Source organism: Oscillibacter ruminantium GH1, assembly GCF_000307265.1.
Taxonomy (GTDB): domain Bacteria; phylum Bacillota; class Clostridia; order Oscillospirales; family Oscillospiraceae; genus Oscillibacter; species Oscillibacter ruminantium.
This window is the reverse complement of the sequence record NZ_DF158896.1, coordinates 441,181-466,154: the sequence shown is the minus strand read 5'-3', so window position 1 is coordinate 466,154 and position 24,974 is coordinate 441,181. Positions and strand designations below refer to the sequence as shown.

General features: G+C 49.6%; 27 protein-coding genes and 1 pseudogene. 8 read left to right on the top strand and 20 right to left on the bottom strand.

The annotated features are described in order from the left end of the window. Window positions 1–162 precede the first annotated feature (162 nt). Together ON16_RS02270 and ON16_RS02265 are read right to left on the bottom strand one after the other, a co-directional pair. Window positions 163–2,481, bottom strand: a complete 2,319-nt coding sequence (locus tag ON16_RS02270; protein ID WP_051131476.1) for an nSTAND3 domain-containing NTPase — start codon at window positions 2,479–2,481, stop codon at window positions 163–165. 195 nt (window positions 2,482–2,676) lie between these two features. Next, entirely contained in the window at window positions 2,677–3,258 is a 582-nt protein-coding gene (locus ON16_RS02265) for an SOS response-associated peptidase (RefSeq protein ID WP_040659041.1), read from the bottom strand. A gap of 189 nt (window positions 3,259–3,447) precedes the next feature. On the opposite strand from ON16_RS02265, the gene dinB reads away from it, so the two are divergent. Both dinB and ON16_RS02255 read left to right on the top strand, forming a co-directional pair. Continuing rightward, the gene (dinB, locus tag ON16_RS02260) at window positions 3,448–4,695 is read left to right on the top strand and encodes a DNA polymerase IV (protein WP_040659039.1); all 1,248 of its coding nucleotides are present in this window, start codon (window positions 3,448–3,450) and stop codon (window positions 4,693–4,695) included. A 6-nt stretch (window positions 4,696–4,701) separates the two neighbouring features. Then, window positions 4,702–4,944 (top strand): hypothetical protein, encoded by a 243-nt coding sequence (locus ON16_RS02255; protein ID WP_040659037.1) that lies wholly within the window; start codon window positions 4,702–4,704, stop codon window positions 4,942–4,944. A 240-nt stretch (window positions 4,945–5,184) separates the two neighbouring features. On the opposite strand, the gene ON16_RS02250 is transcribed toward ON16_RS02255, so the two are convergent. The 7 genes from ON16_RS02250 to ON16_RS02220 all read right to left on the bottom strand — a co-directional run bounded on the left by ON16_RS02250 (window position 5,185) and on the right by ON16_RS02220 (window position 11,987). Beyond that, a complete protein-coding gene (locus ON16_RS02250) occupies window positions 5,185–6,168 on the bottom strand; it encodes a LysR family transcriptional regulator (RefSeq protein ID WP_051131475.1) in 984 nt (327 codons plus the stop codon). A gap of 99 nt (window positions 6,169–6,267) precedes the next feature. Next, on the bottom strand, window positions 6,268–7,557 hold the full coding sequence (locus tag ON16_RS02245) for a TRAP transporter large permease (RefSeq protein ID WP_040659035.1): 1,290 nt from the start codon (window positions 7,555–7,557) through the stop codon (window positions 6,268–6,270). Continuing rightward, window positions 7,554–8,051: a TRAP transporter small permease gene (locus ON16_RS02240; protein ID WP_040659033.1), complete on the bottom strand. Its 498-nt coding sequence runs from the start codon at window positions 8,049–8,051 to the stop codon at window positions 7,554–7,556. Before ON16_RS02240 ends, ON16_RS02245 begins: the two co-directional genes overlap by 4 nt. An 86-nt stretch (window positions 8,052–8,137) precedes the next feature. Beyond that, on the bottom strand, window positions 8,138–9,181 hold the full coding sequence (locus ON16_RS02235) for a TRAP transporter substrate-binding protein (protein ID WP_051131474.1): 1,044 nt from the start codon (window positions 9,179–9,181) through the stop codon (window positions 8,138–8,140). Between the two features lie 57 nt (window positions 9,182–9,238). Next, a complete protein-coding gene (locus ON16_RS02230; protein ID WP_040659031.1) occupies window positions 9,239–10,102 on the bottom strand; it encodes a DUF6282 family protein in 864 nt (287 codons plus the stop codon). A gap of 714 nt (window positions 10,103–10,816) precedes the next feature. After that, on the bottom strand, window positions 10,817–11,023 hold the full coding sequence (locus ON16_RS02225; RefSeq protein ID WP_040659029.1) for a hypothetical protein: 207 nt from the start codon (window positions 11,021–11,023) through the stop codon (window positions 10,817–10,819). Window positions 11,024–11,093: 70 nt separating this feature from the next. After that, entirely contained in the window at window positions 11,094–11,987 is an 894-nt protein-coding gene (locus ON16_RS02220) for a LysR family transcriptional regulator (protein ID WP_040659027.1), read from the bottom strand. A gap of 186 nt (window positions 11,988–12,173) precedes the next feature. Between ON16_RS02220 and ON16_RS02215 the strand changes: the two genes are divergently transcribed. Both ON16_RS02215 and ON16_RS02210 read left to right on the top strand, forming a co-directional pair. Next, a complete protein-coding gene (locus ON16_RS02215; RefSeq protein WP_081579569.1) occupies window positions 12,174–12,797 on the top strand; it encodes a chromate transporter in 624 nt (207 codons plus the stop codon). 3 nt (window positions 12,798–12,800) lie between these two features. After that, window positions 12,801–13,382 carry a chromate transporter gene (locus ON16_RS02210; RefSeq protein WP_040659025.1) on the top strand — a complete coding sequence of 194 codons (582 nt, stop codon included), beginning with the start codon at window positions 12,801–12,803 and terminating at the stop codon, window positions 13,380–13,382. A gap of 244 nt (window positions 13,383–13,626) precedes the next feature. Here the strand turns inward: ON16_RS02210 and ON16_RS16320 are convergent, their stop codons facing one another. The 3 genes from ON16_RS16320 to ON16_RS16225 all read right to left on the bottom strand — a co-directional run bounded on the left by ON16_RS16320 (window position 13,627) and on the right by ON16_RS16225 (window position 14,663). Further along, window positions 13,627–13,893: an InlB B-repeat-containing protein gene (locus tag ON16_RS16320; protein ID WP_158441598.1), complete on the bottom strand. Its 267-nt coding sequence runs from the start codon at window positions 13,891–13,893 to the stop codon at window positions 13,627–13,629. Between the two features lie 152 nt (window positions 13,894–14,045). Then, complete coding sequence (locus tag ON16_RS02205; RefSeq protein ID WP_144032031.1) at window positions 14,046–14,504, bottom strand: hypothetical protein; 459 nt, start codon at window positions 14,502–14,504, stop codon at window positions 14,046–14,048. Window positions 14,505–14,531: 27 nt separating this feature from the next. Then, window positions 14,532–14,663, bottom strand: coding sequence for a hypothetical protein (locus ON16_RS16225; RefSeq protein WP_274531942.1), 132 nt, complete (start codon window positions 14,661–14,663; stop codon window positions 14,532–14,534). Between the two features lie 165 nt (window positions 14,664–14,828). Here ON16_RS16225 and ON16_RS14855 point away from each other — a divergent pair, with 165 nt between their 5' ends. The 3 genes from ON16_RS14855 to ON16_RS02190 all read left to right on the top strand — a co-directional run bounded on the left by ON16_RS14855 (window position 14,829) and on the right by ON16_RS02190 (window position 18,717). Next, the gene (locus ON16_RS14855; RefSeq protein WP_051131473.1) at window positions 14,829–16,484 is read left to right on the top strand and encodes a transporter substrate-binding domain-containing protein; all 1,656 of its coding nucleotides are present in this window, start codon (window positions 14,829–14,831) and stop codon (window positions 16,482–16,484) included. Beyond that, window positions 16,481–17,266 (top strand): response regulator, encoded by a 786-nt coding sequence (locus ON16_RS02195; RefSeq protein WP_040659022.1) that lies wholly within the window; start codon window positions 16,481–16,483, stop codon window positions 17,264–17,266. The genes ON16_RS14855 and ON16_RS02195 overlap by 4 nt, the downstream gene beginning before the upstream one ends. A 137-nt stretch (window positions 17,267–17,403) precedes the next feature. After that, window positions 17,404–18,717: a YjiH family protein gene (locus tag ON16_RS02190; protein WP_040659021.1), complete on the top strand. Its 1,314-nt coding sequence runs from the start codon at window positions 17,404–17,406 to the stop codon at window positions 18,715–18,717. A gap of 918 nt (window positions 18,718–19,635) precedes the next feature. Here the strand turns inward: ON16_RS02190 and ON16_RS02185 are convergent. The 5 genes from ON16_RS02185 to ON16_RS02165 are packed head-to-tail and all read right to left on the bottom strand — an operon-like array spanning window position 19,636 to window position 22,289. After that, a complete protein-coding gene (locus ON16_RS02185) occupies window positions 19,636–19,857 on the bottom strand; it encodes a hypothetical protein (protein WP_040659019.1) in 222 nt (73 codons plus the stop codon). Further along, the gene (locus tag ON16_RS02180) at window positions 19,854–20,726 is read right to left on the bottom strand and encodes a nucleotide-binding protein (protein WP_040659018.1); all 873 of its coding nucleotides are present in this window, start codon (window positions 20,724–20,726) and stop codon (window positions 19,854–19,856) included. The genes ON16_RS02185 and ON16_RS02180 overlap by 4 nt, the downstream gene beginning before the upstream one ends. Then, a complete protein-coding gene (locus ON16_RS02175) occupies window positions 20,723–21,547 on the bottom strand; it encodes a nucleotide-binding protein (RefSeq protein WP_243441745.1) in 825 nt (274 codons plus the stop codon). The genes ON16_RS02180 and ON16_RS02175 overlap by 4 nt, the downstream gene beginning before the upstream one ends. A gap of 8 nt (window positions 21,548–21,555) precedes the next feature. Continuing rightward, window positions 21,556–21,912 (bottom strand): NifB/NifX family molybdenum-iron cluster-binding protein, encoded by a 357-nt coding sequence (locus tag ON16_RS02170; protein ID WP_040659014.1) that lies wholly within the window; start codon window positions 21,910–21,912, stop codon window positions 21,556–21,558. Then, a complete protein-coding gene (locus ON16_RS02165) occupies window positions 21,909–22,289 on the bottom strand; it encodes a DUF134 domain-containing protein (RefSeq protein ID WP_040659012.1) in 381 nt (126 codons plus the stop codon). Before ON16_RS02165 ends, ON16_RS02170 begins: the two co-directional genes overlap by 4 nt. A 358-nt stretch (window positions 22,290–22,647) precedes the next feature. Between ON16_RS02165 and ON16_RS16410 the strand changes: the two are divergent. Further along, window positions 22,648–22,803: pseudogene (locus ON16_RS16410) on the top strand (transposase); the annotation flags it as partial. A 131-nt stretch (window positions 22,804–22,934) separates the two neighbouring features. Here the strand turns inward: ON16_RS16410 and ON16_RS15500 are convergent. The 3 genes from ON16_RS15500 to ON16_RS02145 all read right to left on the bottom strand — a co-directional run bounded on the left by ON16_RS15500 (window position 22,935) and on the right by ON16_RS02145 (window position 24,827). Next, on the bottom strand, window positions 22,935–23,837 hold the full coding sequence (locus tag ON16_RS15500) for a helix-turn-helix domain-containing protein (RefSeq protein ID WP_144032029.1): 903 nt from the start codon (window positions 23,835–23,837) through the stop codon (window positions 22,935–22,937). A 130-nt stretch (window positions 23,838–23,967) separates the two neighbouring features. Beyond that, window positions 23,968–24,375 (bottom strand): hypothetical protein, encoded by a 408-nt coding sequence (locus ON16_RS02150; protein WP_144032028.1) that lies wholly within the window; start codon window positions 24,373–24,375, stop codon window positions 23,968–23,970. Window positions 24,376–24,386: 11 nt separating this feature from the next. Next, window positions 24,387–24,827: a hypothetical protein gene (locus ON16_RS02145; RefSeq protein ID WP_040659002.1), complete on the bottom strand. Its 441-nt coding sequence runs from the start codon at window positions 24,825–24,827 to the stop codon at window positions 24,387–24,389. Window positions 24,828–24,974 lie beyond the last annotated feature (147 nt).

The following is a 24,974-nucleotide window of genomic DNA, read 5'->3' as shown; positions in this document are numbered from 1 at the left end:
ATACCTCCATTTTAGTCTATAATTATTAACTATTGAACTGCGTATGATGAAACTTATCTACCATTTGATGAACTGTGTCTAATTGCTACAACAAGCCTGTCCAATAAACATAATGGGAATCTTAGTTTATTTATTACTGTTCGTTTTGACCAGTCAAAAGAATCACCTTTCAAACATTGCTACAATAAGCGAGGTATCGGATTCAGAATGGCTATACCTTCTATCATCGTCTTCGTCATAATCTGCTTTTAAAGCAGATGTTATGCTATCTGAAATATCAAGATAATAGCACATATCAGACACATCAAAATCCTTATCACCAATATCAATCGCCCCGTTAATATTGGTGATATGATCTTTGATTTTTTGGTAAGCTAAATCTTCTAACTCTGACCATACAGCATCTTCCAAAAATGTGGTAGTTTCATTCATAAATCCTTCAATATCTTCTCTTTCGGCTTTATCAATCACAAGAGAAACCACATCTGCGAGTTCGTCTGACAACTCATCTCGAACATGATCTGAAATTTTGTCAATGAGTTGATTTTTAAATACTTCTGTTAGTTTTTCATCATCAGAAACGTTGTAGTCATCCATGATTGCGCTTATTAACTCGATTGCATCATCTAGTGTAAGCGGCTTAAGGATATAAAACATTTTTTCTGATGACAGAAATGTATTGTGAAGTTTATAAAATTCACAGTATTCACCAGAGTAAAGCTTTTGCAATATTCGGCCATATTCATCTCTGTCCTGATAGCTCAAGCTTCCATATGCGCGTTCCAATGAAATTTTAGCTTTGCGTTCTAATGAACTATCCAGAATATGCAACTCGACAATGCTCTTCAAAAAGTAGAAAAATGCGTTGCTTTTCAATGTATCCATTTCCAGGAAATTATAGGAATATAGTTTTTTCCTGTAATGCAACTTTGCTGTATCAGATTTTAGTGCTCTGAAAATCTGCTCATAAAACACAGCATTGTCTATTATCGCCATCTGCTCGTTTGGATTTGATGCTATTTCCGAATAAAGGTAATCATTGACTGATGGATTTATTGCTGCGATCTTAACTGCTCCTCCATCATCAACATTTTTGATTAGGGAATCTGTTAAGCGAATTACAGATTCCTTGTATTGATTAACCGATGTATCGCACTTCGCCTCTCGGATAATTCGCTCATTGAAAGCACGTTCCAATACGGTGTTATCAACTGTCGTATCAGAGAGTGAATATAGTGTATTCATGAGAACCCGATCGCTCATATCCAATCTATTTCGGAACTCATCCTTCCAGACATCTTCTGGATTGTCAAGTTTCCTAATAATATATTGAAGATAATCCCCACTAGGAACAGTCCCATAGTTATGCTTTTGTGTGACATATTCAATAACTCGAGGGTTGTAATTTACATGATTAACTATCCTTAGGTATCCCTTGTTTCGCTTCACTTGGGACAAGTATTCCTGTGGCAACCCATTGAAGTAAAGATGGTTGTATAGAATTTTTGCTTTCTCCAAAGATGACATCTTGTCTAAATCAAGCAGATACTTATTCTGCTCATACCTGACCATTATTTCCCTGAAAGTCAGGTAGGCTTGCGCCGCTTCATTCAAAATAGTAACTCGACTATTAAGTATCAGTTTTTTACTTTTGCTTCTGGTAACAAATGATATGAGTGTTTTCAATTCATTGGGCTGCGAATCTTTTAAGTTAAGATAATGCTGTCCAAGGAAATCATCTAAAAGAACAATTTCTTTTTTATTTGGAGCTAGACTAAGTGACCGCTTTACTTCTGAAATATTGTTGTTGGTTACATATCGAACTTTATAATCTTTATCGGCATAGTACAAGAGCAGCATTTTTGATACGGTGCTCTTACCAACGCCAGGTGCGCCAATGATAATGATGATATTATCTTGACGAAGCCTTTTTATTGCATCGTGGTATGACTGCGTCTCGACGAACAACTTTATTTGCTCTTTGATATCAAGCATGAGTTCGGAGCAATCAATAAAAACATTTTGGTTGTTGACAAGTGATATGACATTTGATGCACATAACCAAAGTTTATAATTTTTTACAATTATGTCCTTGTTTTGCTCATCTTCAAGGAAACTGTTGATATCACTTTTATCTATCACGTGAGAAATATCAGGCATAAACTCATCAAACATCTCGATGATTTCCTGCTTATCTTTTCTGGTTAGACTTTGACTTGTACAAACGAAGTATTTCTTTGGATGATGTCGTTGAATTTTTGTGACTTCTTTTTTAAGCGAAGATTTAAGTTGAGAGTATGTACTTCCCGCATAGTGTTTGGCTTGAATTATTATTGTGGGGGGGTTCGCCTTATCACAAATGTCAACACCTGCATCGATCCCACGCGAAAAGGTAAATAACTCCTCAGCAAGCAACTCCTGCATTATATCCTTGCATAGTATCTCAAATTCGTAATCATTCAGATTGGATAAGTCAAACATACCGTCCCACCCATCTATTTTTAAATGTACCTTTTAACATGGAAATCTCCCTACTCATAGGAAATCAACTTCTCATAATTGCTATAATGGGACTACAACGGTATGTTTGAATTACCAAAATTAGGATACACCAAAATAACGCCAATATCAACAAGAAAAGCGCCCTTGGACAGTTTTAGTCCCAAGGGCGCACAATTACCAAAGCGATGTTTGATTGTCAACCGCCGTGGCTAGAAACTGCGGCGGTGTTTTTTTGAGTAACATTTGATAGGCAGCCGGATCTATCATCCAACTGTTTATTTCATCTTTTTCCAGTACCAACGGCATCCGTGGGTGGATACCACGTACCGATTCGTTTGCCTCCGTGGTCAGAATGCAATAGCAATCTTCACCCTGTCGTTGGTCATAGATACCGGCCATATAAATTGGCTCAGCATCGGGTAGATGGAAGAGATGCTTTCGCTTGTCCGTATTCCATTCAAAGAATCCAGTGGCGGGGATAATGCAGCGTTGCGTGAGTACGCTGTTCCGAAACAGAGGCTTTTCCTCTACGCTTTCTGCGCGGGCGTTGATGACTAGTGACTTCTGGGTATGGAATCCCCACCGCATAAGATCCGCTGTTGTTTTGCCCTGCCGTTCCACCAAAACGGGCGCTTGCACTGATGGGCATATCTCATCTGGTTTCCACGCATTCCTTCCACAGCGTTGTTCCACCTCTTGAACAATTTTCTGAATTTCTTCGCACTGCTCCGCCGTGAACTGATACCTTCCACACATCCTTCTTCCCTCCTTGCCGGTGCTTACATAATTTTTATACCGGATATAGTATAGCACATTTGGCAGACATCTATTGCAGCAAGCAAAAATAGCAAAAAGTACCTCTTGAAGTCTTAGAACATATGTACTACTATGGTAAGGCACGAAGGGAGCGCAGTCCGAAGGAATGCAAAAATGAGAAGGTTCAATATGACACGTAAAATTCTTCATGTAGATCAGAATTGTTTTTACGCATCTGTGGAGATGCAGCGGCATCCGGAGCTGCGGAACAGACCCCTTGCGGTCTGCGGCAGTCAGGAGGATCGCCATGGAATTGTGCTAACGGCGAACTATCTGGCAAAACCTCGCGGCGTGAAAACCGGGATGGCTATCTGGCAGGCAAAGCAGTGCTGCCCGGATCTGGTGACGTTGCCGCCTGATATGCCGGAGTATATACGCTTCAGCAAAATGGCAAGAGAGATTTACGCCGACTACACCAACCAGATTGAACCCTTTGGCTTAGATGAAGCGTGGCTGGATGTCACCGGAAGCACCGCTCTTTTTGGCAGCGCGGTCAAAATTGCGGAGCAGATCAGCCGCCGCATTAAGTTTGAGCTGGGCATTACCGCCAGCATTGGAGTGGCTGACAACAAGATCACTGCCAAGCTGGGAAGCGACTACAAAAAGCCAGACGCCGTCACGCGGATAGAGCAGGATAATTATTGCGATATTGTCTATCCGCTTCCGGTGGAAGACCTGCTGTATGTGGGGCCTGCCACGCGGGAAAAGCTCAACCGCGTTGGTATTCGTACAATTGGAGCGCTGGCAGACGCGCCGGTGGAGTTTCTCCACCGCAGGCTGGGAAAGATGGGCGTCATCCTGCACACCTTTGCCAATGGCCGGGATATTACTCCGGTGCAGACCACGGAGCATATCCCCGCCGTGAAGTCCGTGGGAAACAGTGCCACCACGCCAAAGGATCTTATCTGCAATGAAGATGTTCGCTTGATGCTGATTCTGCTGGCGGAGAGCGTATGTTGCCGAATGCGTGAGCTGGCCTCCCGCTGTACAGTGGTAGAAGTGTACGTCCGCAATACGACACTGCAATCTTTTACTCGCCAGCGGAAGCTGCCGTCGCCCAGCTGCTCCAGCGCAGAACTGGCGGACGTGGCCTACGCTTTGTTCCGTACCAACTACCAATGGAATAAACCGATTCGCAGCATCGGCATTCGTGGTAGCGGTCTGGTGGAGGCGTACGAGTACGCACAGATGTCACTGTATCAAGACGATCAGCGTCGGGACAAGTGGGAGCGCATTGACCGATCAGTCGATGCACTCCGGCAGCGATATGGTTATCTTAGTATCCAGCGAGCTATTTTGAAAACAGATCCGATTCTTGGCAGCATTAATCCAAAGGATGACCATACGGTACATCCGGTGGGCTATTTTGGGAGATAATGTGGGATGGAACGAAAGAAAAAGTATGTACCGGTGATTGTCCGGTTTGAGGCGGAAGGGAAGCTGCGTCCCCTGATGATCGAGTTTGATGGTAATCACAAGTACCCCGTGGATCGTGTTCTGGATGTTCGGCGGGCAGCCTGTGAGAGTGTTGGTGGTGTTGGAGATCGCTATACCTGCCGGATTCAGGGGCAGGAGTCGTATCTCTGGTTTGAGAAGGGACGATGGTTTGTGGAAGAAAAGGCTTAAAGTGAATACTGTACAAGTGACCGCATTTCTAGTGATCTACTAGAAAACCCTTCGTGCATAAAACGGCAAAGGTGAAGCGTTAGCTCCGCCTTTGCCGTTTTATGCACCGCTTAAACTTTTAACATTTACCTTTATTCATTCTGCGTAGGTTTTTATAACGGAAAACGTGTGGGAAAAACAACTAAATTGTCTAGCTGCCCTCGTGTTGTTACATAACTCCAAGGCAGAAATAAAGTCCAGCTATCCGCCCACCGTGACATATTGGCCACCAAGGCCGGTAGGGTCAAACTGTCCAAGCTTGCAAACCTCCTCTTGAATAATCTCCATAAAGCTACGGATGAACAGTGGTTGAACTGCATCTTTGTGACTGACCAGATCAACCCGCAGTTGCCGCCCTAGATTCTTTACCGGAAACATATGCAAGAAGCTGCCCTTGCCGCAGGAGAGATTGTGGCGGTATGCCGTAGCTAGTAGCATTTTGGGACAGAGTGAGGCGCAGATTCCAGAGGTGCAAAGCATAATCTGCGTTTCGCTGTCGCTGATATTGTACGTGACGTTCAGCTGCACATTGTGATAGTCCAAATATTCCTGAATGGCATGATTCACCTTCCCTGTCTTAAAGCTCAGGGTAAAAGGAACATGAGAGAACTGATTCAGGTCGATTCCGCCACGCATGCACTCAATCTCTCTAGGGCTGAAGTTCCGGTGTAGCAAGTCCGAGGCGATAACCAGCATCAGCTCGTCCGTGCTGAGTGTAGAAATTTGGAACTCTGGAAAAGGCGTTGTGTTGACCCCGATGAACAGGTCAATTTGGCCGGAGAGAAGCCGTTCCTCCAGTACCTGAGTATCCTCTTCACTGAAAGAGATGTTCACGTTGGGAAAGTCGTGATAATAGTGTGGCAGAACCCGTGGGAGGATAATGGGTGCGCGGGAAGTGCTTATTCCTAGGGAGAACATGCCCTTGGTTCCCTGTGCGATGCTGCCCAAATTCTTCTCCATACTGCACTCCACAATTTGAATGTTTTGCAGGCTGTGCAGCATAATTTCTCCCGCCTGCGTCAGCCGGAAGCGGGGCTTGCGCTCGAACAGCAAAACCTGATACTCTTTTTCCAGCCGCCGGATGTGGTCGCTGGCGCACTGCTGGGTGATGTGGAGCTGAGCTGCCGCCTTGGAAACGCTCAGTTCTTTCGCCACGGTCAAAAAGACCTCAAATCCGATTCTCATAGCACGCTCCTTCCTGCCGCTTTCGGAATGTGGAAACAAGGGAAACGGCGATTCATTCCGGATAGAATGGATCGCCGTTCTCCGTATTAGTAGTATACCTCAAAAAGTATATCCCATCAAGCTGGGGAGCCATGTGATGATACCAGGGACAAAAGCAAACACAAACAGCAGCAGGATTTCTGCCAGCAGGAAGGGTAGCGTACCCTTAACGATCTGCTTGAAATTCAACCCGGAAATAGATACCGCCGTGAACAGGTTATACCCGAAGGGCGGTGTGACGAAGCCAACCACAAGGCAGATGCAAAACAGCATACCGATGTGAAGCTGGTTGCAGCCCAGAGAGATTCCAACAGGAATCAGGATGGGGGCTAAAATCAGCGTTGCCGCTACGTTGTCCATCAGACAGCCTACCACCAGCAGAATGACCACCAGAACCGCCAGATACATGGCCTGACTGCCGCCCACCAAATTGACAAAGGCATCTGAAATGACGGTTCCAATCTGAGATTTCGACACGACCCAAGAGAACAGAGAGGCTGCCGCGATGATAAAGTTCACCATGGTGGAGGTTTTCAAAGATGAGATGAGGATTCTGGGCAAGTCTTTGAGCTTCAGTTCTTTTAATGCAAAGCCCACCACCAGCGCGTATACAATGCCAACCGCCGCAGATTCCGTGGGAGTGAAAATACCGCCATAAATGCCTCCCAAAATTAGTACAGGCAGGCCCAGTGCACCCAGCGCTTTCCAGAACAGCTTCAAAGAGAGCTTGAAATCAAACTTCATGGTTTTAGCATATTGAATGACCTGCGGATTTTTATAAGCGAAGAAGATGTTGACAATGGACAGCACCAGGGCTATGACCAGTCCGGGAACTACACCGGCTACAAACATGGCGGGAATGGACAGGTTCATTGTCACGCCGTAAATAATCATGGGAATGCTGGGCGGAATGATGGGTCCCAGCGCTCCGGCAGCGGCTACCAGACCTGCGCTGGTTTCCTTGGAATAGCCCGCCTTCATCATAGAAGGCAGCATGATCGAACCGATGGCCGCTACGGTGGCGGGGCCAGAGCCAGTCAACGCTGCGAAGATGGCACAGGAGAATACAGTGACGATGCCCAGTCCGCCGGGAAGCCAGCCCAGAAGGCTTTTGGCCCAGTCTGTCAGCCGCTTGGAGATGCCGCCAAAATCCATCAGATTGCCCACCAGAATGAATAGCGGCACAGCCAGCAACGTGAAGGAGTTCAACCCGTAGATCAGCCGCTGAGCCACCACCAAAATACTGGTTCCAGTGGTAGCCAGATAGGCCATACCAGAGGAGAGAATGGCAAATGCCACTGGAACGCCTAGCAGCATTAGCCCAAATAAAATCACAAAAACCAGCGTCATACGACTTCTTCCTCCCCGGACTTTCTTTCTAGCAAAATAACGGCAATCTGAACAAATGCCTGAAACATTAGCAGCAGGCCACCCACCGCCACAGATGAATTGATGCACCACATGGGCAGGGACATGGCAGTGCTGAGGTTCGCACGGGAGCTATATGCCAGCTGCGCGCCTGCGTAGAGCATAACGGTTCCGTTGAAAAAGATAATCAGCTCAACTACAACGTCTACAAGCTTGCGCACTGCACCGTGAAGCAGATCCAGTACCGCCGTTACGGTGGCATGGGAGCTAGACTCAATCAGCAAAGACGCGCCCAGCATATGCATCCAAATGAAGCAGTACCGCGCCAGCTCCTCCGTCCAAGAGAGGGAATTGTTCAGAACGAACCGGCAGAACACCTGCGTGACACAGGCAAGGATCAGCACGACGAAGATGGTAATTCCGAGATAGCTAACAATTTGATTCGTGATATCCGATACACGATGTAGTTTTTTCATGTACGTACCTTTCTTTCCCTTAAAAAGGCGCCGCCTTGCGGGGAAACACTTTGGCGTTTCCCCGTGGCGGCGCTAGCTTTTACTGCTTAGTTGTTCATACCGACCAACTCTTTGACCTGCTGAATCCAATCGCTGCCGATATAGGACTCCATTTCCTCATAGCAGGGCTGAACTGCCGCGCGGAACGCCTCTGCGTCCACCTCCTCTGCGGGAATGATGGTCATGCCCTGCGCCGCCAGATCGTTCTCCATGGAATCCGCCTTTGCGTCGTTATTGTCCCGGACGGCAGTCACGGCCTCTGCCGCAGCATCGCGCAGAATCTGCTGATCGTCTGCGGACAGAGAGGAAAACACATTGGATGAGATGCAGATGGGCAGCGGGGAATAGAATAGATTCACATTGTCGATATATTTGCAGATGTCAGGGAAGCCGTTAGTGTAGAGCACACTCAAAGGTGCGTCGCAGCCGTCCACTGTTCCCTGCTGCAACGCCGTCAACAACTCACCCCATGCCATAGGTGTGGCGTTGACGCCCAGCGCACCGTATGCGGAAAGGTAGGTTTTTGTCTCCATGCAGCGAATCTTCAAACCAGCCAAATCGTTGGGGGTCTTAATCGCCGCGTTGCGGGTACACAGCTGGCGGAAGCCGCCCTCAGAGAAAGCGAGGCAAGTTACGCCTGTGCCTTCCAGATTATCAATCAGAGCCTGACCGAATTCGCCGTCCACAACGGAACGAGCCTGTTCCAGATCGGAGAAGATAAATGGCAAATCCAGTGCGCCGTTGGCGGGGACATAAGAGGACACATACGCATTGGTCATCACGGCCATGTCGCAGGTACCTGTCTGCATCCCTTCCCACATCTCAGGCTCGGAACCGAGCTGGCTGCTGGGATATTCGTTGACGTTGATACGTCCGCCAGTCTTTTCTTCGACCACCTCTTTGAACCGTAGGGCAGACAGGTGATACGGATCGTCTTCGTTGGCTGCAGTGGTATAGCCGATACTCAGCGTGAGGGACTTCCCCTCTGCGCTGCTGGAACCGGAGGCTACGCCTCCGTTGCTGCCGCAGGCAGCCAGACTGAAAACCATACCTCCGGCGAGAACCCCTGCAAATACCTTCTTAAATTCCATCCCAAATTTCCTCCTTCAATTTTCAACACACTTTTTTTCTATTTCTCTCGTTGACTGTTATCCTCCGTCCACAATGGCTCGCGGCACATCGTGGGTGGCATTCATCAATTCGTCTTTTGTCAGTCCCTCCTGCAAAAGTGCACAGACAAACCGGCGGTACTCTGAAACCGGAGTGGGGTGGCCCTTTTGCCCGCGATCCGTAGCTATATATACCTGACCAGGACCCAGCAGACGTATGGTTGCGGCCATCTGAGCCGCTGTAACGCGGCCTTGCATAATATTCAACCAGTTTTTCTCTACGAGGACGCCAAGCTTGGCCAACTCCAACTGGACTGCGGGCTCCAGATATGTCCGCGGAAATTCCGGGTGCGTCAGGATCATCCGGGTCCCCCGACTCCGCCCCACTCGACATAACAGGACAGATTCCTTCGGGCTTAGATGCCCAGTAGCGAGTGCCGCCCCAGAGTGTTTCACGGCATCCATGATCTCATATACCTCATCCTTCAGGCTGCCGTCCTCTTTTTGAAGCGTAATGCCCTTACGAGAAAAAAAATCGCCCTCCATGTCTCCGTAGCACAAACTGTTGGCTGAGTCTCGCGTTGGCATCCAAATGATTTTGGCGCCTGCCCGCAATGCATTGCTGACTGCATAAATATTTAGCCCGCCTACGGGCCAGTTTAGGGCTAGTCCACCGTAGGCTTTGGCCTTGCATCCGCTGTACTGATTGATAAGGCTGGCTCGAAGCGCAGTAGATTCGTAGTGGCTCTTCAGCATCACACCCGCCATACCAGCGGCATCTGCCTCGCGAATCAACTGGAAGCCATCCTGCTCCCGTGGAAAGACTGAGGGAGACGTGTGGACATGCAGATCATAGGCTCCGATTAGCAGCTCATCTGTCAGTTCTTTGATTCTGTCTTCCATATTAAATTGACATTTCCCCCATCACAAACTCAAATTTACCATTATGCGTAGAGTGTAAGAGCAACAGGGGATCGATCCTTGTGCTTCTCTATGTTTTCAATATAGCATCGCAAGAAAACAAGGTAAAACAAGAAAATACAGAAGATACACAAGTTTTGACTTTTAATATTGAGTTCTGGAAAGGTGTCAAACCATATGGTACGCTAAGAAAAACGGAAAAAAATAGCGTCTTTCCGCCTTTTGCTTTATGTAAATTTCATTGGCATAATTCATAAAATTACGATGTTTTTTTCGTCACCATCTGCATAATTTTTACACGTTTTGAATGGGATTTTGTCATTTCTTGCATTTTCTTATGCATGGAGTATTATATTTTCCTTGTCAAAACCGCTTTCTATAATTTATCGCAAACGAATTATGCATTAAAGCGAGGCGTGACAGTCGTTATAAAAGAACTTTGAGGAGACGTGTAGTATACCACCCCTGCTTCCAAAACCATTGTTGTATGGCTTATAGAGTTTATGCAATATGCTTTAGGGGCAAGTCACATTGGTTTAACAGTGATACGGAGCTAACTTACTTATCAACTGCTAGCTGACGGATTTCAGGTGCATCAGGTACATATAGAAGCCCGTCTGATTCCTAACAGGAGTCAGGCGGGCTTCTGTTTTATATCATCACTTTTGATACGGAGGACACAATAATGCGTAAAATTCATGCCGTATAAGTTTCTTGGCGCAGGGTATCCATCAGGGTTTGAATTTCATCTCCTAGATTCCTCTTGATATCCATGCGTTTACCGGGATAGATAGACACGGACTGTAAAAGCTTCTTGAAGTTTTCCTTGGTCATATCCATGGTTCTGGCATAGCTCTTGAACCGATCTATTACAGAGTTGCGGCTGCGCCGCATATAGCCCATATTATATGCCTTCCGCAATAGGGCTCCGATAAATTCAGAATATTTTACCAAAAATTCACCTTTTATTGCCCTATGTTGCAGGTGGCTCCTCCGGAAGAACCTCGGATTCCAGAAACGCCCGCACCGCCTGCGGCAGCACCTTGTCCTTGTGGACAATTAATTTAAAGCACCGCCGCACGCTGACGGGGTCCAGCGGCAGTACCCGCAGCAGGTCTGCCGCCTCCTCCCTTGTGATGAGCCGGCGGGAGAGAATGGCGATGCCCATGCCCTCGATCACGGCGGTTTTAATGGCTTCCGTGTTGGTGCAGTGCCACTTTTTCGTCATGCGAATGTTGCGATCCGCCATCAGCTGTTCAAACTGATTACGTTCGGAGCTTCCAGCCTCCCGGGAAATCAGGGCTTGCCCCTGCAAGTCCTCCAGCGTCAGTGATCGGGCGGCAGACAACGGGTGATCGCGCCCCGCCACCATCACCAGCTCATCCTCGCAGACGGTGCGCCGGATCAGATCCTCGCTGGACAGCATACCCTCCACCACCGCCAGATCCAACTCGCTGGTCAGCACCTGCCGCTCGACGCTGGCGGTGTTGTCCACCGTAATGCGGATGTCAATGCCGGGGACGGCCTCCTCCAGACGCTTGGTTAGACCGCCCAGATACACCGTTCCCACGGTCACGCTGCCCCCGATACGTACAATGGGCATGGTGCCCGCCCGCTGCATAGATTCCTCCATGCTCTCTGTGGTTTTGATCACCTGCCGTGCATAGGACAGCAGCAGCCGTCCCGCCTCGGTGATGTAAATGCGGCGGGACAGCCGGTCGAACAGCCGCACTTGATACAGCTCCTCCAGCTCGGAAATGGCCTGGCTGACGGAAGGCTGGGAAATATACAGCACCTCGGCTGCCTTGCGCATGGTGCCGCACTCGGCAACGGTGATAAAAATTTTCAAATGGCGGAATGTGGTCATTATATGCCTCCTGCCCAGCGGCGAAACCCGTCCGTGTTTTTCTTTCATCATATCACGAATTTTTCCGGACGCAAGAAAAATTGATAACCAAATGCCTATCAATTAAATAAAAACTGCGTCTTTTACATATCAATCGCCCGATGCTATGATCAGATTAACAAAAAGAATTGCGTAGGAGAGATTGGAATGAAAGAGGAACAGAGCGCAGCGGTTACCGCTGAAGCGGGTACCCGGGCAGCAAAAAGCCGCAGAGAGATTTTATGGACACTGTTCAAGTCCATGTTCGTGCTGAGTGCCTGCACCTTCGGCGGCGGTTTTGTGATCGTGTCGCTGATGAAAAAGAAATATGTGGATCAGCTGCAATGGCTGGACGAAGACGAAATGCTGGACGTCACAGCCATCACTCAGTCCTGCCCCGGTCCCCTGCCGGTCAACGCCTCGGTGATCATCGGCTATCGCATGTGCGGGATTCTCGGCTCGTTTGTGGCGGTGCTTGGCTCCATTCTGCCACCCATGATCATCATTTCGATCATCTCGGTGTTTTACACCCAGTTCCGCTCCAACCGCTACATCGCCATTGCGCTGCAGGTAATGCGCGCAGGCGTGGCCGCCGTCATTATCGACGTGGTGATCAATCTTGCGAAAAATGTGCTGAAAACCCGACGGATACTGTATATCCTGATGATGTGCGCTGCCTTTATCTGCGCCTATCTCCTGGATGTGTCCGCCATGGTGATCATTCTAACCTGCCTTGCCATCGGCTTTGCGGATCTCAGTGTCAATCTGGTGAAAAAGAGAAAGGGAGCCTAACTGATGAAATTATTATTGCAGCTGTTTTTCAGCTTTTTTCAGGTGGGATTGTTCAGCGTGGGCGGTGGCTATGCGGCCATTCCGCTGATTCAGGATCAGATCGTCAACGTCACCGGCCTAATGACGCTGGAGGAGTTTACCGACCTCATCACCATTGCGGAAATGACGCCTGGCCCCATTTCCATCAACTCCGCTACCTTTGTGGGCACCCGGCTGTGCGGTGTGCTCGGCGCGGTAATCTGCACACTGGGCTGCATCCTCGCCCCCTTCATCATTTGCCTGACCATGGCGCATTTCTACTATAAATACCGCAATTTTAGCGGCGTGCAGAATGTACTGGGCGCACTCCGCCCCGCCACTGTAGCGCTAATCGGCTCTGCCGGCGTTTCCATCCTGGTGCTGGCCCTGTTCCAAAGCGATCTTGCGGGTATCCAGTTGTCCAATTTTCGGGGCATCGAGTTTGTTCTCTTTGGCGTGTGCCTGTTCCTACTGCGCAAGTATAAAATGAGTGCCATCACCATCATCCTCGGCAGCGGCGTGGTGGGCACGGTGCTGTATCTGCTGAAGGATTTGATTCTTCTGTAATGGAATCTGTCAAAAAGGCTCTGCACATATTTCGATGTAGCGATTCGTTTTGTCTCATAGGGCACACTATTCCCCCAAGAAAATCACATGGGGCTGGGAGAGAGGCGAGCCAAAAAGCGCCGGTGACCGTACAGATCAGAGAGAGAAAAACACGCCGCGTGAAATAGAGGTTCGGACTGGTGATCTGCGTGGATACCCCCAGACGATTCAGCATTAAAGTCCCCTATTTCAAAGTTAAATTGAATCAAGGACGGAAAGCATCATCCGTAAATCCGATAATGTATGGCGCAACCTGCCAGTAATAAACCGCATAAAAGACACAATTGCGCGTCAGCGTGATTGTGTCTTCGGCGTGGTAGGTGGCATCACCACCCGGTTCGGTGGCCCAGCCTGCAAAGGTGCAGCTATCCTTATTGGGCGGTTCTAGGAACGTTACGCGGTTACTTGAATCGCCTCGGAGAACAATGTCTGTTGCGGCACTGTCGGGGATGAGAATAGCGGAATATGCCACCTTACCGTTATCATTACCCCTCCACCACTGGATGCGGGCGTATACCAGTAGCCGGTAATCGTTACATCTTTCTCCAGCGCAAAATTAAGCGCGTTTGTGAGCGTCCCATCCAGCGCCCAGTCCAAAAAGCGCAACGCGCCCTTGCTCTGTGGCTACGCTAGAAACGTCACCGTCTGTCCGTACCAATAGCTGGTTGCCTGCAGAACGGTATCTCCGGCAGCGCGTCCCGCGTAAGCATACGTCACGGCGAAGCGCTCCCGTTCATAGTAGAGTTTCAGCGTGGCTGTTCCATCGCTCCGGATCTTGAAACTATCTGCAGCCGTCACGCTATCCGGCGTCAGCAGGAAGCCTTCAAATTCCTTGAGCGGGATGTTCCCTCTGGCAGTTCCTTCCCCGTGAAACGTATCTGCCAGCGTGTAGCTGTCATCAATGGCGTTTTGCTGGTAATACTCCACCGTGAAGGGCGTATCGCTGCGCGGCATCCACGTCACGGTAAAGGTCACTGGCGTATCCGGCATGGCAAACTGCTCATCGGTAACTACCGCATCCGTAGTCTCCCACCCGGAGAACTCATAGCCCGGAAGCACAGGAGCACCTGTATCAACGCTCACCGTATGGCCACAACGAAAGTGCCCGTCTCAGGCAACGCCGGGGGGCGTTGCGTCCATCCCATTGGAATAAACATAGGTGACGGCGTTGACATTGTGGTCGTAGTACAGTTTTACGATGGTACTGCCATCACTCTTAATTTTGGAAAATGAGTAGGTCAAGCCTTTCTTTTATAGCTAGCAAATCTTTTGATAATAGAGCAAGACGGCCTTTGGAAGTGATTCTTTCGAAGGCTATCTGTACTTTTTTGCCGACTTATGCTATAGTGCCTTGCAGAAACAGGTGTGGCAAAGCCGCGATGGAATTTCAAAAGGACGGTGATTGCAATGGGAAGCACAACTGTTTTAAAAAAGCGATTTCTTCAAATTTATCTGCTCAGCGTTTTAATTGTCGTTCTGCTGGCAATTCAAATTGGCGGCGCAGCCGTGCAGGGTGGCTGGTTCGCCGGTGAGCCTGAGGTGAAAATTGCCGCGCAGAACTGCTATGAAAGAACGCTGCGGGTGGTTGGAGATATTGATTTTGCGCCTTACTCCTCCGTCAAGGAGGACGGCTCCTTGACCGGACACGACATTGAATGCATCAACGAAGTCGCAAACCGGCTGCAGGTCAATGTGGAGATTCGACTGTTGACTTGGGCCAAGGTGGTGCAGGAAGTCAAAAATGGAGACGCGGACATTGTGATGGGTCTTGAAAGCATCTCCAACCGGAACGACGGGCTGATGATCACCTCCATCATTGCGGACGACGCCTTCGTGGTCTATGGGAAGACGCCCATTAGCGGCGTCAACGACCTGAAACATGCGCGCATCGCGATTCTCAACGGCAATACGGAAGTGGATATTTACGGGATTGAGGGAAACGCCCGCCGCTATGATACCTACACCGAGGAGTTGGATGCCTTGGAGCGGGGAGAGATCGACTACGCGGTTATGCGCGCGTCCGTGGCCAAAATGCTGATTCAACAAAAGGGGTACACCGACCTGCTTCAGGTCTTTGCCATGATGGACAGCGGGCTGGGACTTGGCGTCCGGGAGGGGGAAAAGGCCCTTGCGGGAGAGCTTGATTCCGCGATCAGGGAAATGCAGATGGACGGAACGCTGTCCGCCCTTCAGCAGAAATGGCTGACCACCTATGTCTTCACTAAAACGTTTTCCGAGGTACTGCGGGAAAACAGCAGCTTTTATCTGATGACTACCTTTGTGATTCTTTTGAGCTTGGCAGGAATCTGGATTCTGTCCGAGTGGGAGCGGGAAGAGGCCCGGGAGGAACAGGCGGAACGAGAGCTGGCCACGAGTCAGGCGGAGTTGGCGCTAAAAAAAGCGGAGCTGGCAAAAAACCAGATGGAGCTGGCCGACGGTCGGGCAAGGATCATTCTCTCCCAGATCCAGCCGCACTTTTTGTTTAACGCGCTTGGGACCATCGGGCAGTTATGCCGAAAGAATCCTGTACTGGCTTCCACGGCAATCGATGCTTTTGCCCGTTATCTGCGAACCAATCTGGAATCCGTTCAAAACGTAAAAATGGTGTCCTTTTCAACGGAGCTGCAGCACGTGAAAACATATTTATGGCTGGAGCAGATGCGGTTTGGGGATGATCTGCGGGTGGTCTATGAGGTGGAGTGCTCGGAATTTCTTCTGCCGCCGCTGAGCGTCCAGCCGATGGTGGAAAACGCGGTGAAGCACGGGTTGGGCCGAAAGGACGACGGTGGCGTTGTAACAATCCGAAGCCGAGAGCTTGCGGACGTCTGGCTGATCCAGGTCGAAGACGATGGCGTGGGCTTTGACGAAAAGGCCGCGCTGGAAGACGGACGGGTGCACATTGGGATTGAGAACGTGCGCAGACGCTTACAGTTTATGTGTGACGGCAGTTTGACAATCGAAAGCCATTCGGGGTCGGGTACTCTTGTGTCCATCCGCGTTCCAAAGGCGGAAAGGCCCGTCGGCGAAGCCGGCGGGAAACAGGCGAAGGAGGAACTGCAATGAAAGTCCTTGCGGTGGATGATGAAGCGATTATGCTGGAGCGGCTGCGGGAATGCATCTGCGAAGTATTGCCTCAGGTGGAGGTCTACGATTTCCGACGACCCTCCGCAGCGCTGGCTTTTGCGGCGGACAACCCCGTGGAACTGGCCTTTTTGGATATCGAAATGCGGGGCATGGATGGGATTACCCTTGGCAAAAAGCTGTCCGCCCTGCTTCCGCAGTTGAACATTATTTATACTACGGCGTACGCCGACTATGCCTTTGACGCTTATCAGCTCAATGCCAGCGGCTATCTGCTTAAGCCCATTGATCCGCAGGAGCTGCGCGGGCAGTTGGAATGCCTGAGATACCCCGTTCCCAGTGAAAAACGGCTTTCCATCCAATGCTTTGGCAGTTTTGAAGCCCGCGTAGAGGGCAAGTATCTAAGTTTCAAGTATGAGCGCACACGGGAGCTGCTGGCGTATCTGGTGGATCGCTGCGGTGCCAGCTGTGGCGCGGACGAAATTATGTCCATTCTCTGGGAGGACGAGACACATCTGTCCTATTTTCAAAATCTGCGCAAAGATTTACAGGACACCCTGCGCCGTGTGGGGTGCGGGGAGGTTTTGGAGAAAACAGGTAAGCGGCTTGCCATCAAGCCGGAATTGGTTTGCTGCGATTATTACCAGTGGCGGGACGGTAGTCAGCCGGGAATAGACGCATACCGGGGCGAGTATATGACGCAGTACAGTTGGGCAGAGGAGACCAACGGAATGCTCAGCGGCACTTTGACGAAAGCACCGTGATTCCCGCCACTCGGCCATGTGCAAAGCGCCGAACAAATTGACAAACGTATGAATAATGTGTGACTAAAGTGTGAGCATCGCTGTGATATGCTATCTCCATAAAGTCCAAGCAAAGAATTTTTGGAGGAGGAGAAATCATGGGCGAAACTACAAAAAAAGGCTCAAGCAATGCGGTAAAATTTATTCTGTGTAGTCTGTTGGGATTCTTCATGTTCTTTGTCAGCATACCGTTTAACGGCAAAACCACCATTCCGGTGGATCATGTGACCACACTGATTCGAAACGCGCTGGGTACGACGGTTCAGGGGTATGTGGTTTTGATCGTGGTGGCGGCAGGAGCCATTCTGCCTTTCGTAAAAAAAACTTGGAAGAAAAGCGTGAAAGACATTGTGTTCTCCATCTTTAAAATCATAGGACTGGTATGCGCGGCGATGTTCGTCTTTCAGCTTGGGCCGGAGGAACTGTTGACTAACGCCGATCTTCTGCCCTATTTGTTTGTCACGCTGTGTTGCAGCCTGTGTTTCCTGATCCCCATTGGTGCAGTGTTTCTTTCGTTTTTGACCGATTACGGTCTGATGGAATTTGTGGCCGTGTTTTTGCAGCCGGTTATGCGCAAGATCTGGAAAACCCCCGGTCGCTCCGCCATTGACGCGGTGGCCTCTTTTGTAGGCAGCTATTCTCTGGCGCTGATCATCACCGACGATATGTATCACAAGGGCCGCTATACGAAAAAAGAAGCTTATATCATCGCCACTGGTTTTTCCACGGTGTCCACCACCTTTATGGTAGTGGTTGCCAAAACGCTGGATTTGATGGATCGATGGAATTTCTATTTCTGGACAACACTGCTTATCACCTTTATCGTCACCGCCATCGTCGCGCGGATTTATCCCACAGCGAAGATTCCCGATGAGTACATGGAAGGTGTTGCTCCCAATCCTGAGGCCACCGTGGACAAGGATCATCTCAGGGTGGCATGGAATGAAGCACTGCAAGCCGCCGGTCGCTCCGGCAACATCGGCGTAAACGTCTGGAAAAACACCAAAGACGGTCTGCGCATGATCACTAACATCCTGCCCACCATTCTCTCCATTGGTCTTCTGGGCATGTTGCTGGCGCTATACACCCCAGTCTTCAGCATCATCGGCTACATTTTTTATCCTTTCACGTTGCTGGTTCGCATTCCGGACGCGCTGTTGGCCGCCCAGTCTCTGGCAACGACAATTGCCGAGATGTTCCTGCCCGCCGCATTTGTCACCAGCGCCGCGTTAGCCACCCGCTATGTGGTTGCCGTGTGCTGCATTTCTGAGTTGCTGTTTTTCTCGGCGGTGATCCCCTGCATCCTGTCCACCAAGATTCCTGTCAAGGTCACCGATCTTCTGATCCTATGGGTGGAGAGATTGATCTTATCGATCCTGCTGGCAGGACTTGTGGCGTTGATTGTTTTGTAAGCCTGCTTAGTGAACCTCACTTCCACATGAGCGGCGAACCTTGTGAGAACTGCAGAGCGCCTTCGCTGGTCAAACGATACGAGTTACGGCCTCTATCGCCTCCTTTGCTTCCTGCTTTTCGGGTTTTCTTGGGATACAGGCGGCGGTCATCCCAGTCAAAGGCCACATAAGAGCTGTGCTGGCGCGAAAGCGCTAGCACAGCTTTTGTCCACAGCAGAACTGAAAGCAATCATCCGGAGGCACTTAACAGTCGTTGGAATAACAGGTGAATTTGGTTCGCCATGCATACAGCGTTTAATCATACGTTTCGCAGCTTCGTATTTAGCCGCCCTAGAGTTTTTTCTTCTCTTGTAAGATCTATCGTTACCTTAGTCTGTTTTCGGACCGCTCCGAATATTGAAAAGCGCACGCACTTTTGCTAGAATTGAAACACATAGAGTTCGAGCAATGTTAATACCTTCAGCTTGAATTAAGGGGTTTGCTATTTCTGTTGGACAATGTGCGATTAAGGACTTTACATACGGTTGATTTAGCAACTTTTATGTGCGTGGCAATCCTGAGTAGTGATGAGAATGACCGATTTTTATCTAAGGCAACACCGTGCAATGACATAAAAGCCCGCACCATCTTCCAATATAGGCAAACTGCACGGAAAATCTGCATATTTTTGTTGCATGCCAAAAATCGTCGGGCTCAGTCACGTCGTTCCTTTGCACGGAAAGCCCAAATGACTTGCTTCCAAACGGATGCGAGCGCGCGTTGCAGGAGAAAAGTTCCAGCCCCTGGGCAAGTTCCACAGAGTCCCCCATAAAAACAGGATGCTTGGTTGCCTGTAGCGCCCGGTTAAGGCCAACGTCCCTTCCGGTCGCATTCAAGTGTTCCTCAAAGTCAGGTACACCGGTGTCTTTTCGTTTCGCTTCAAAAATGCGCCGAGTCCGCCGCCGTGGCCATAGTGTCCGTGGGAGAGAACCGCCAAATTGACGGCGGAGAGATCGACACCGAGGTTTCGGCAAACGCGCTGAATTGACCGGTGTCAAAGAAGGTTTTCTGTCCGCAGGTTTCCGGATAAAGGCTCAGGCCGTGTTCCGTACAGCAGTCGGCGCGCTCCGAGGTGTTTTCCATCAGGGCAACAATTTTCATCTCGTTTCACCACCCAGCAAATTCATGGTGCGCGCGAACACTTCCCGCAGTGCGCGGGATGCGGGGCAGTCGATATCCGCAAGACTCTTTCCGGAATTGATAGCGGCAGATGCCTGCCTGTCATAGGGAATACGGCCCACAAAGGGGATGCCGCGTTGGGTGCAAAACAGCTCGATCTTCTCTGCGTTTTCCGGACTCGCATTGTATTTGTTGATGCACACAGCCGTTTTCGTTTGGAAGATTCCCGCTGTTTTCAGAATACGTTCCAAATCGCTGCGGCCCGAAAGCGAGGGCTCTGCCACAATCAGCACCAGATCCACCCCGCTCATGGAGGCAATTACGGGGCAGCCAATTCCGGGTGAACCGTCAATGATCGCAAGTTCCTCACCCTGCGCGGCGTTCGCCAGCGCAAGCTTTACTTCAGATACCAGCTTGCCGGAATTGCCACGCCCCATTTTGAGTTGCGCCGTGGCAAACACCGCCGGGTTTCGATACAGCGCCACCTCACCGGCCACGTCGTCCTGAAGCCCAACCGCCCCGACAGGGCAGGCTGTTGTGCACACGCCGCAGCCCTCACAGGCAAACTCGTCAACTTTACAGACGCTTCCCGTTTTACGGATAGCGTCAAAACGGCAAACCTTTATACAACTGCCGCAACCAAGACACTTGCCGGGGTCGACCGCGGCCTTCTGAGAACCCATATAGTCAAAATACTCTGGTTCATTACCCGTAGTGGCCACCAGATGAAGATTCGGCGCGTCCACATCACAATCTGCATAGGCGCAGGCATTGGCAAAGCGAATAAACGCCGCAGCGGTGGTGGTCTTGCCCGTACCACCTTTTCCGCTGAGAATCAGCAGTTTCTTCATGTGAGCAGCCCTCCCTTAACGGCGGAGAGCAGTCCTTTAAACGCCTGCGCGAGCTCAATGTCTTGATCCACAGCGATTTTGCCCGCCGCGCCCAACGCCGCCAACTGTTCAGTGTACGGAATGTGCAGCAGAATGGGTAGGTTCTGTGCCGCACAGTATTCCTCCAGCGGCGCGTAAGGCGCGTCCGCCTTGTTGATTACCACACCGCAGGGCTTTTTCAGCAACGCAGCCAGCCGATGTATCATCTTAAAATTGTGTAAGCCAAAGGCGGTGGGCTCGGCCACCAGCAAACAACAGTCCGCGTCCTTCACGCTTTCCATCACCGGACACCCACTGCCGGGTGGGCAGTCGATGACGGTAAAATCAGCCTTGCCTCCGGCACGCAGGGCGGCCTTAATGACAGGCACCGCCGATGCTTCGCCGGTATTCAAGATGCCCGTCACGACACGTACGTCGGCTTTCGTCCCTTTCTCCACCATACCCACCGGGCGAGGTGTTTCCACGACGGCAGATTCCGGGCACACCAGCATACAGCCTCCGCAGGAATGACAGACCTCGGAAAATACAATCGGCTTATCTTTGACAAAGGCTAACGCGTGAAAGCGGCAAAACTCCACACATTTCCGGCATCCACTGCATTTTTCCGCATCAAACACGGGAACCAAAACAGAAACTGGCACTTCTGTTTCAATTTTCGGTTTCCAGTAAAGACGGCCGTTCGGTTCCTCCACATCGCAGTCGATATAAACCGCGTCTTGCGCAACGGCGGCGAGGCATACCGACACAAAGGTTTTGCCTGTGCCTCCTTTTCCGCTGAGCACTGCAACTCTCATACCTTGCCGTGAAAACCCGCATGGAAACTGGTCAGCTCGACAAGTTTTCCCTCCGCAAGTGCCCTGAGTTGATCGTCGACACTGCCGCCTGTTGCTTTGTAGATTTTGATATTCGCGGCTTTGAACACATCAGCCGCGTTCTGTCCGCAGCGAACCGTAATTAGTGTATTCGCGCCCGCATCGACCACAAATTGCGCAGACTGTATACCCGCGCCTCCTTGTGCTTTGGCCGCCGGATTTACAAAAACATCTGTCTGCCCGTTTTCCGTGCAGTGAATTAGAAAATACGGTGTGCGGCCAAATGAAGCGCAGACAGCTTCCTTTCCTTCATCCACGGGAATTGCAATAATCATAAATTCTCCTCCTTTTGCGTCTCGTCCATGTAGCCGAGCCGATGTCTCCGACATCCGCCGCAGCCACAATAGCGCTCCTTGCCGTCGCATAAACGGTAGTCACCGCCCTCGATCTTCAGCGACAGTCCATCCACCAGTGCGTGGGCAATCTTTTTGCGTGCGCCATCGTAAATTTGCTGTACTGTGGTACGCGCAATGTTCATATATCCGCTGCATTCCTCCTGCGAAAAGCCCTCGTTGTCGATGAGACGAACCGTTTCATATTCATCTACCGTCATCACAACAGTTTCACGGCAAGAGACGTCCTCTCCTGCGGGAACAAACTGGCTGATGGGCGGAAGGCAGCAGACCTTCCTACATTTTTTGGGGCGCGGCATAATTTCCTCCAATCTTTTCCCGCCGGGGAGTCCTCCGAGCAGTCTGTAAATTAAACTCTCTGCAAGAGATACTCAGCGCAGGCGAGCCGCTGTTCTAGAGCTACTTTCAGCACCGGTAGCGCGTCTTTGTCGCTATCGGCAACAAAACAACAAAAGCTGTTTTTTAACGTGTGTTGCACGGCAGCATCGGCCATAGCCTCAGCGTACCTAGTACCACATCTGTCAAGAACTCGTACCATCCATATTTAGCATGGATAGTCACCTCCCTATTGTTTTGATTGCGGCATATGTCGTTTATACCTTGATTGTACAAGTGAAAACGGCATATGTCAATAACAAAATTGACATATGCCGTAAAAGAAGGAGAACCAATGTGGTGGTCATCTTCCCCAACCAAGAGTCCTACCTTCGTCTGGTGACCACTTATCTCATGGAGTATGCCGAGGATTGGTCTGTTTCCAGAGCTTACATCCACCCCAAAGCCATTCAGACACTGCTGCTTTCTACTGCTTAATTCATAACAGTAGTCCTAAAATTGCGAACTTATCTGGACACAGCCATGATCAATGGCGAAGATTGGGGAAAGGTTTTGCCCGGAGATTTTGATATTCCGCCTTACAATGAACTAACCATACATATATAAATCTACCACCAGGTATCTGACACGAAAGCTGTCCCGGAGTCATACGACTTTGAGACAGCCTTTTTTATTGAACCCCCAAAATGCCTAAAACGGGTATCATTCACAAGCATACCTTGTTCAAGCGACAAGTCTCCCGCCCTATAGTTTTTTCTTCTCTTGTAAGATCTATCGTTATCTAAGTCCCTAAGTTGTCTGTAAAAAATGGGAGCACCCCCATGATCCGAAAGAGATTGCGTTTGACTATGTACCGCGGTAGAATGAGAGAAGAAGAAAGAACAGGAATCCCCCTTGTGCGGCACAGAATCCGTCACAGATGTCTGGACTACCCCCTTGTATTCTACTCTGAGGTAATAGGAATTGCGGTTAAACGTGCAGTTGCGGTTTTTGCAGCGCAGGACAATGATGCCTTGCAGCTTGCGGATCGCGCCCAGCGCTCTGCACACGGTGGAGCAACCCATCTCCAGCAGTTTTGCGATACTGCGGATGGACGGGAACGCCTTCTTGTTGTTACCCGCCTGCTGGAACAGGCACAGACATACGCAGAAGGCTCCGTGGGACAGCTTCCACTGGAATATCTCGCGCGGGATCAGGGTATAGTCCTCCGTCACCGGAAGCAAGCAGGCGTAGGTGGTCTTTCCATAACCCACGCGTCCGATCTTCTCCTGGTACTGGTAGCTGCGGCAGAAATCAATGCAGCCGGCGCGCTTCAGTTCTTCCGTCGCTTTGCGGGCGGTGGGAACGGAGCAGCTGGCCAGCTTGGCCAGAGCGTCGAGACTGATGGTGCATTGGCCAAGGTGGTTGCGGCGGCTGTACAGGGCGGCTCCCACCCAGCGGGCGCTGTAAGAGAGCGCCTGATTGTACAGGAGGCAACTGGGATTCCGAAAAAGTGAATGTTTTGTGTTCATGTTCTTTTCTTCCTTCCTTCTCTTTGCGTGCAGCCTCTTGCACAGGCTGCACGCGCTTTTTGCAAAATAAAGCACAGGAACCTAGTAAAATACTAGGTTCCTGTGCTTATAGGCAAAGCTATTTTATGCTCTAGTCCTGACTCAACCCAAGACCTCCTATTACGATAAAAACAACACAGATGATTGCTCTAAGTATAGGGTTATTAATAAAAATGAAGAGCAGAATAATTAGAAGTATGTTAATCAAAATTGAGAGGAGCGTTGCAAGTAGTTCGTCGTATTCAAGTTCCATATGCCTAATTTGGCGAATATGATAAATAGAGAGGGCAACACCAATAATGGTCAGCACAACTGCAATAAAGAAAAAATATAGAGGCTCATAGTTGTGGTAACTCAGCAATTCAAAAGGCGAGATTGCTTCGTTCTGTGCCGACAGTGACAGCAGCCTATGATTCAGTCCGTTGAGTGCCAACAGATAAGCTGTCACAATTAATGCATATGGCGCTTCTAAAATCAAACATCTCTTTTTTATCATCATCGCAATTTCCCTTATTCTCGTTTCTCTTGTATTTTTTCTACCATCAGCAGCATCTGATGTGTTGTGCGCATTGATTTTAAATACCAGATAAGCATAGTAAAGACGGCTGCGCTAATACAGACGCCGACAAGGCAAAACGCCGTAAGAATCGCAGATAAATCTGCTTCTGTGCAAACCCAACGAGAGAGGTCAAGTGTCAGCGCTTTTTTAGCAAATTCAGCCAGCAGCCGCCAAACGTCTGAGATTCCCGCTACTAAAATAGTAACTAAGAGAAACGAGAAAACATTCTTTTTATATTCATAGGATGATTTTAGTTCGAGATAATAAAACATGAGCTCTTCATCCGACAGGCTTTCCAGTCGGATTTTCTCATCGTGGAGCTGCGAATTTTTCTTTTTCGTGCGCTCTTGTAGGGACAGACGCATAACCTGATTACGAAACTTTCCAGCCATTTCTGCCCTCCTTTTCAACAACGCGCACCCGCAGCACTTGAGGCCCGCATCTTTGTGTGCACAAGCAACTTACCATAAAACTTACCTGTGGTATTAACGCAAGGTAAAACAAGTCAATGCATAGCATTAAAAAAATCATAGTATTTT

Coding starts and splice junctions, on each gene's coding strand:
- ON16_RS02220 (WP_040659027.1), bottom strand. CDS start 11,987: ATGACCACATTCCGCCATTTGAAAATTTTTATCACCGTTGCCGAGTGC.
- ON16_RS02230 (WP_040659031.1), bottom strand. CDS start 10,102: ATGGAAGACAGAATCAAAGAACTGACAGATGAGCTGCTAATCGGAGCC.
- ON16_RS15500 (WP_144032029.1), bottom strand. CDS start 23,837: ATGAACACAAAACATTCACTTTTTCGGAATCCCAGTTGCCTCCTGTAC.
- ON16_RS02210 (WP_040659025.1), top strand. CDS start 12,801: ATGAAATTATTATTGCAGCTGTTTTTCAGCTTTTTTCAGGTGGGATTG.
- ON16_RS02165 (WP_040659012.1), bottom strand. CDS start 22,289: ATGCCGCGCCCCAAAAAATGTAGGAAGGTCTGCTGCCTTCCGCCCATC.
- ON16_RS02240 (WP_040659033.1), bottom strand. CDS start 8,051: ATGAAAAAACTACATCGTGTATCGGATATCACGAATCAAATTGTTAGC.
- dinB (WP_040659039.1), top strand. CDS start 3,448: ATGACACGTAAAATTCTTCATGTAGATCAGAATTGTTTTTACGCATCT.
- ON16_RS02195 (WP_040659022.1), top strand. CDS start 16,481: ATGAAAGTCCTTGCGGTGGATGATGAAGCGATTATGCTGGAGCGGCTG.
- ON16_RS14855 (WP_051131473.1), top strand. CDS start 14,829: ATGGGAAGCACAACTGTTTTAAAAAAGCGATTTCTTCAAATTTATCTG.
- ON16_RS02265 (WP_040659041.1), bottom strand. CDS start 3,258: ATGTGTGGAAGGTATCAGTTCACGGCGGAGCAGTGCGAAGAAATTCAG.
- ON16_RS02245 (WP_040659035.1), bottom strand. CDS start 7,557: ATGACGCTGGTTTTTGTGATTTTATTTGGGCTAATGCTGCTAGGCGTT.
- ON16_RS02180 (WP_040659018.1), bottom strand. CDS start 20,726: ATGAAGAAACTGCTGATTCTCAGCGGAAAAGGTGGTACGGGCAAGACC.
- ON16_RS02255 (WP_040659037.1), top strand. CDS start 4,702: ATGGAACGAAAGAAAAAGTATGTACCGGTGATTGTCCGGTTTGAGGCG.
- ON16_RS02270 (WP_051131476.1), bottom strand. CDS start 2,481: ATGTTTGACTTATCCAATCTGAATGATTACGAATTTGAGATACTATGC.
- ON16_RS02145 (WP_040659002.1), bottom strand. CDS start 24,827: ATGGCTGGAAAGTTTCGTAATCAGGTTATGCGTCTGTCCCTACAAGAG.
- ON16_RS02225 (WP_040659029.1), bottom strand. CDS start 11,023: ATGGGCTATATGCGGCGCAGCCGCAACTCTGTAATAGATCGGTTCAAG.
- ON16_RS02150 (WP_144032028.1), bottom strand. CDS start 24,375: ATGATGATAAAAAAGAGATGTTTGATTTTAGAAGCGCCATATGCATTA.
- ON16_RS02250 (WP_051131475.1), bottom strand. CDS start 6,168: ATGAGAATCGGATTTGAGGTCTTTTTGACCGTGGCGAAAGAACTGAGC.
- ON16_RS02235 (WP_051131474.1), bottom strand. CDS start 9,181: ATGGAATTTAAGAAGGTATTTGCAGGGGTTCTCGCCGGAGGTATGGTT.
- ON16_RS02215 (WP_081579569.1), top strand. CDS start 12,174: ATGAAAGAGGAACAGAGCGCAGCGGTTACCGCTGAAGCGGGTACCCGG.
- ON16_RS02170 (WP_040659014.1), bottom strand. CDS start 21,912: ATGATTATTGCAATTCCCGTGGATGAAGGAAAGGAAGCTGTCTGCGCT.
- ON16_RS02185 (WP_040659019.1), bottom strand. CDS start 19,857: ATGAAAATTGTTGCCCTGATGGAAAACACCTCGGAGCGCGCCGACTGC.
- ON16_RS02190 (WP_040659021.1), top strand. CDS start 17,404: ATGGGCGAAACTACAAAAAAAGGCTCAAGCAATGCGGTAAAATTTATT.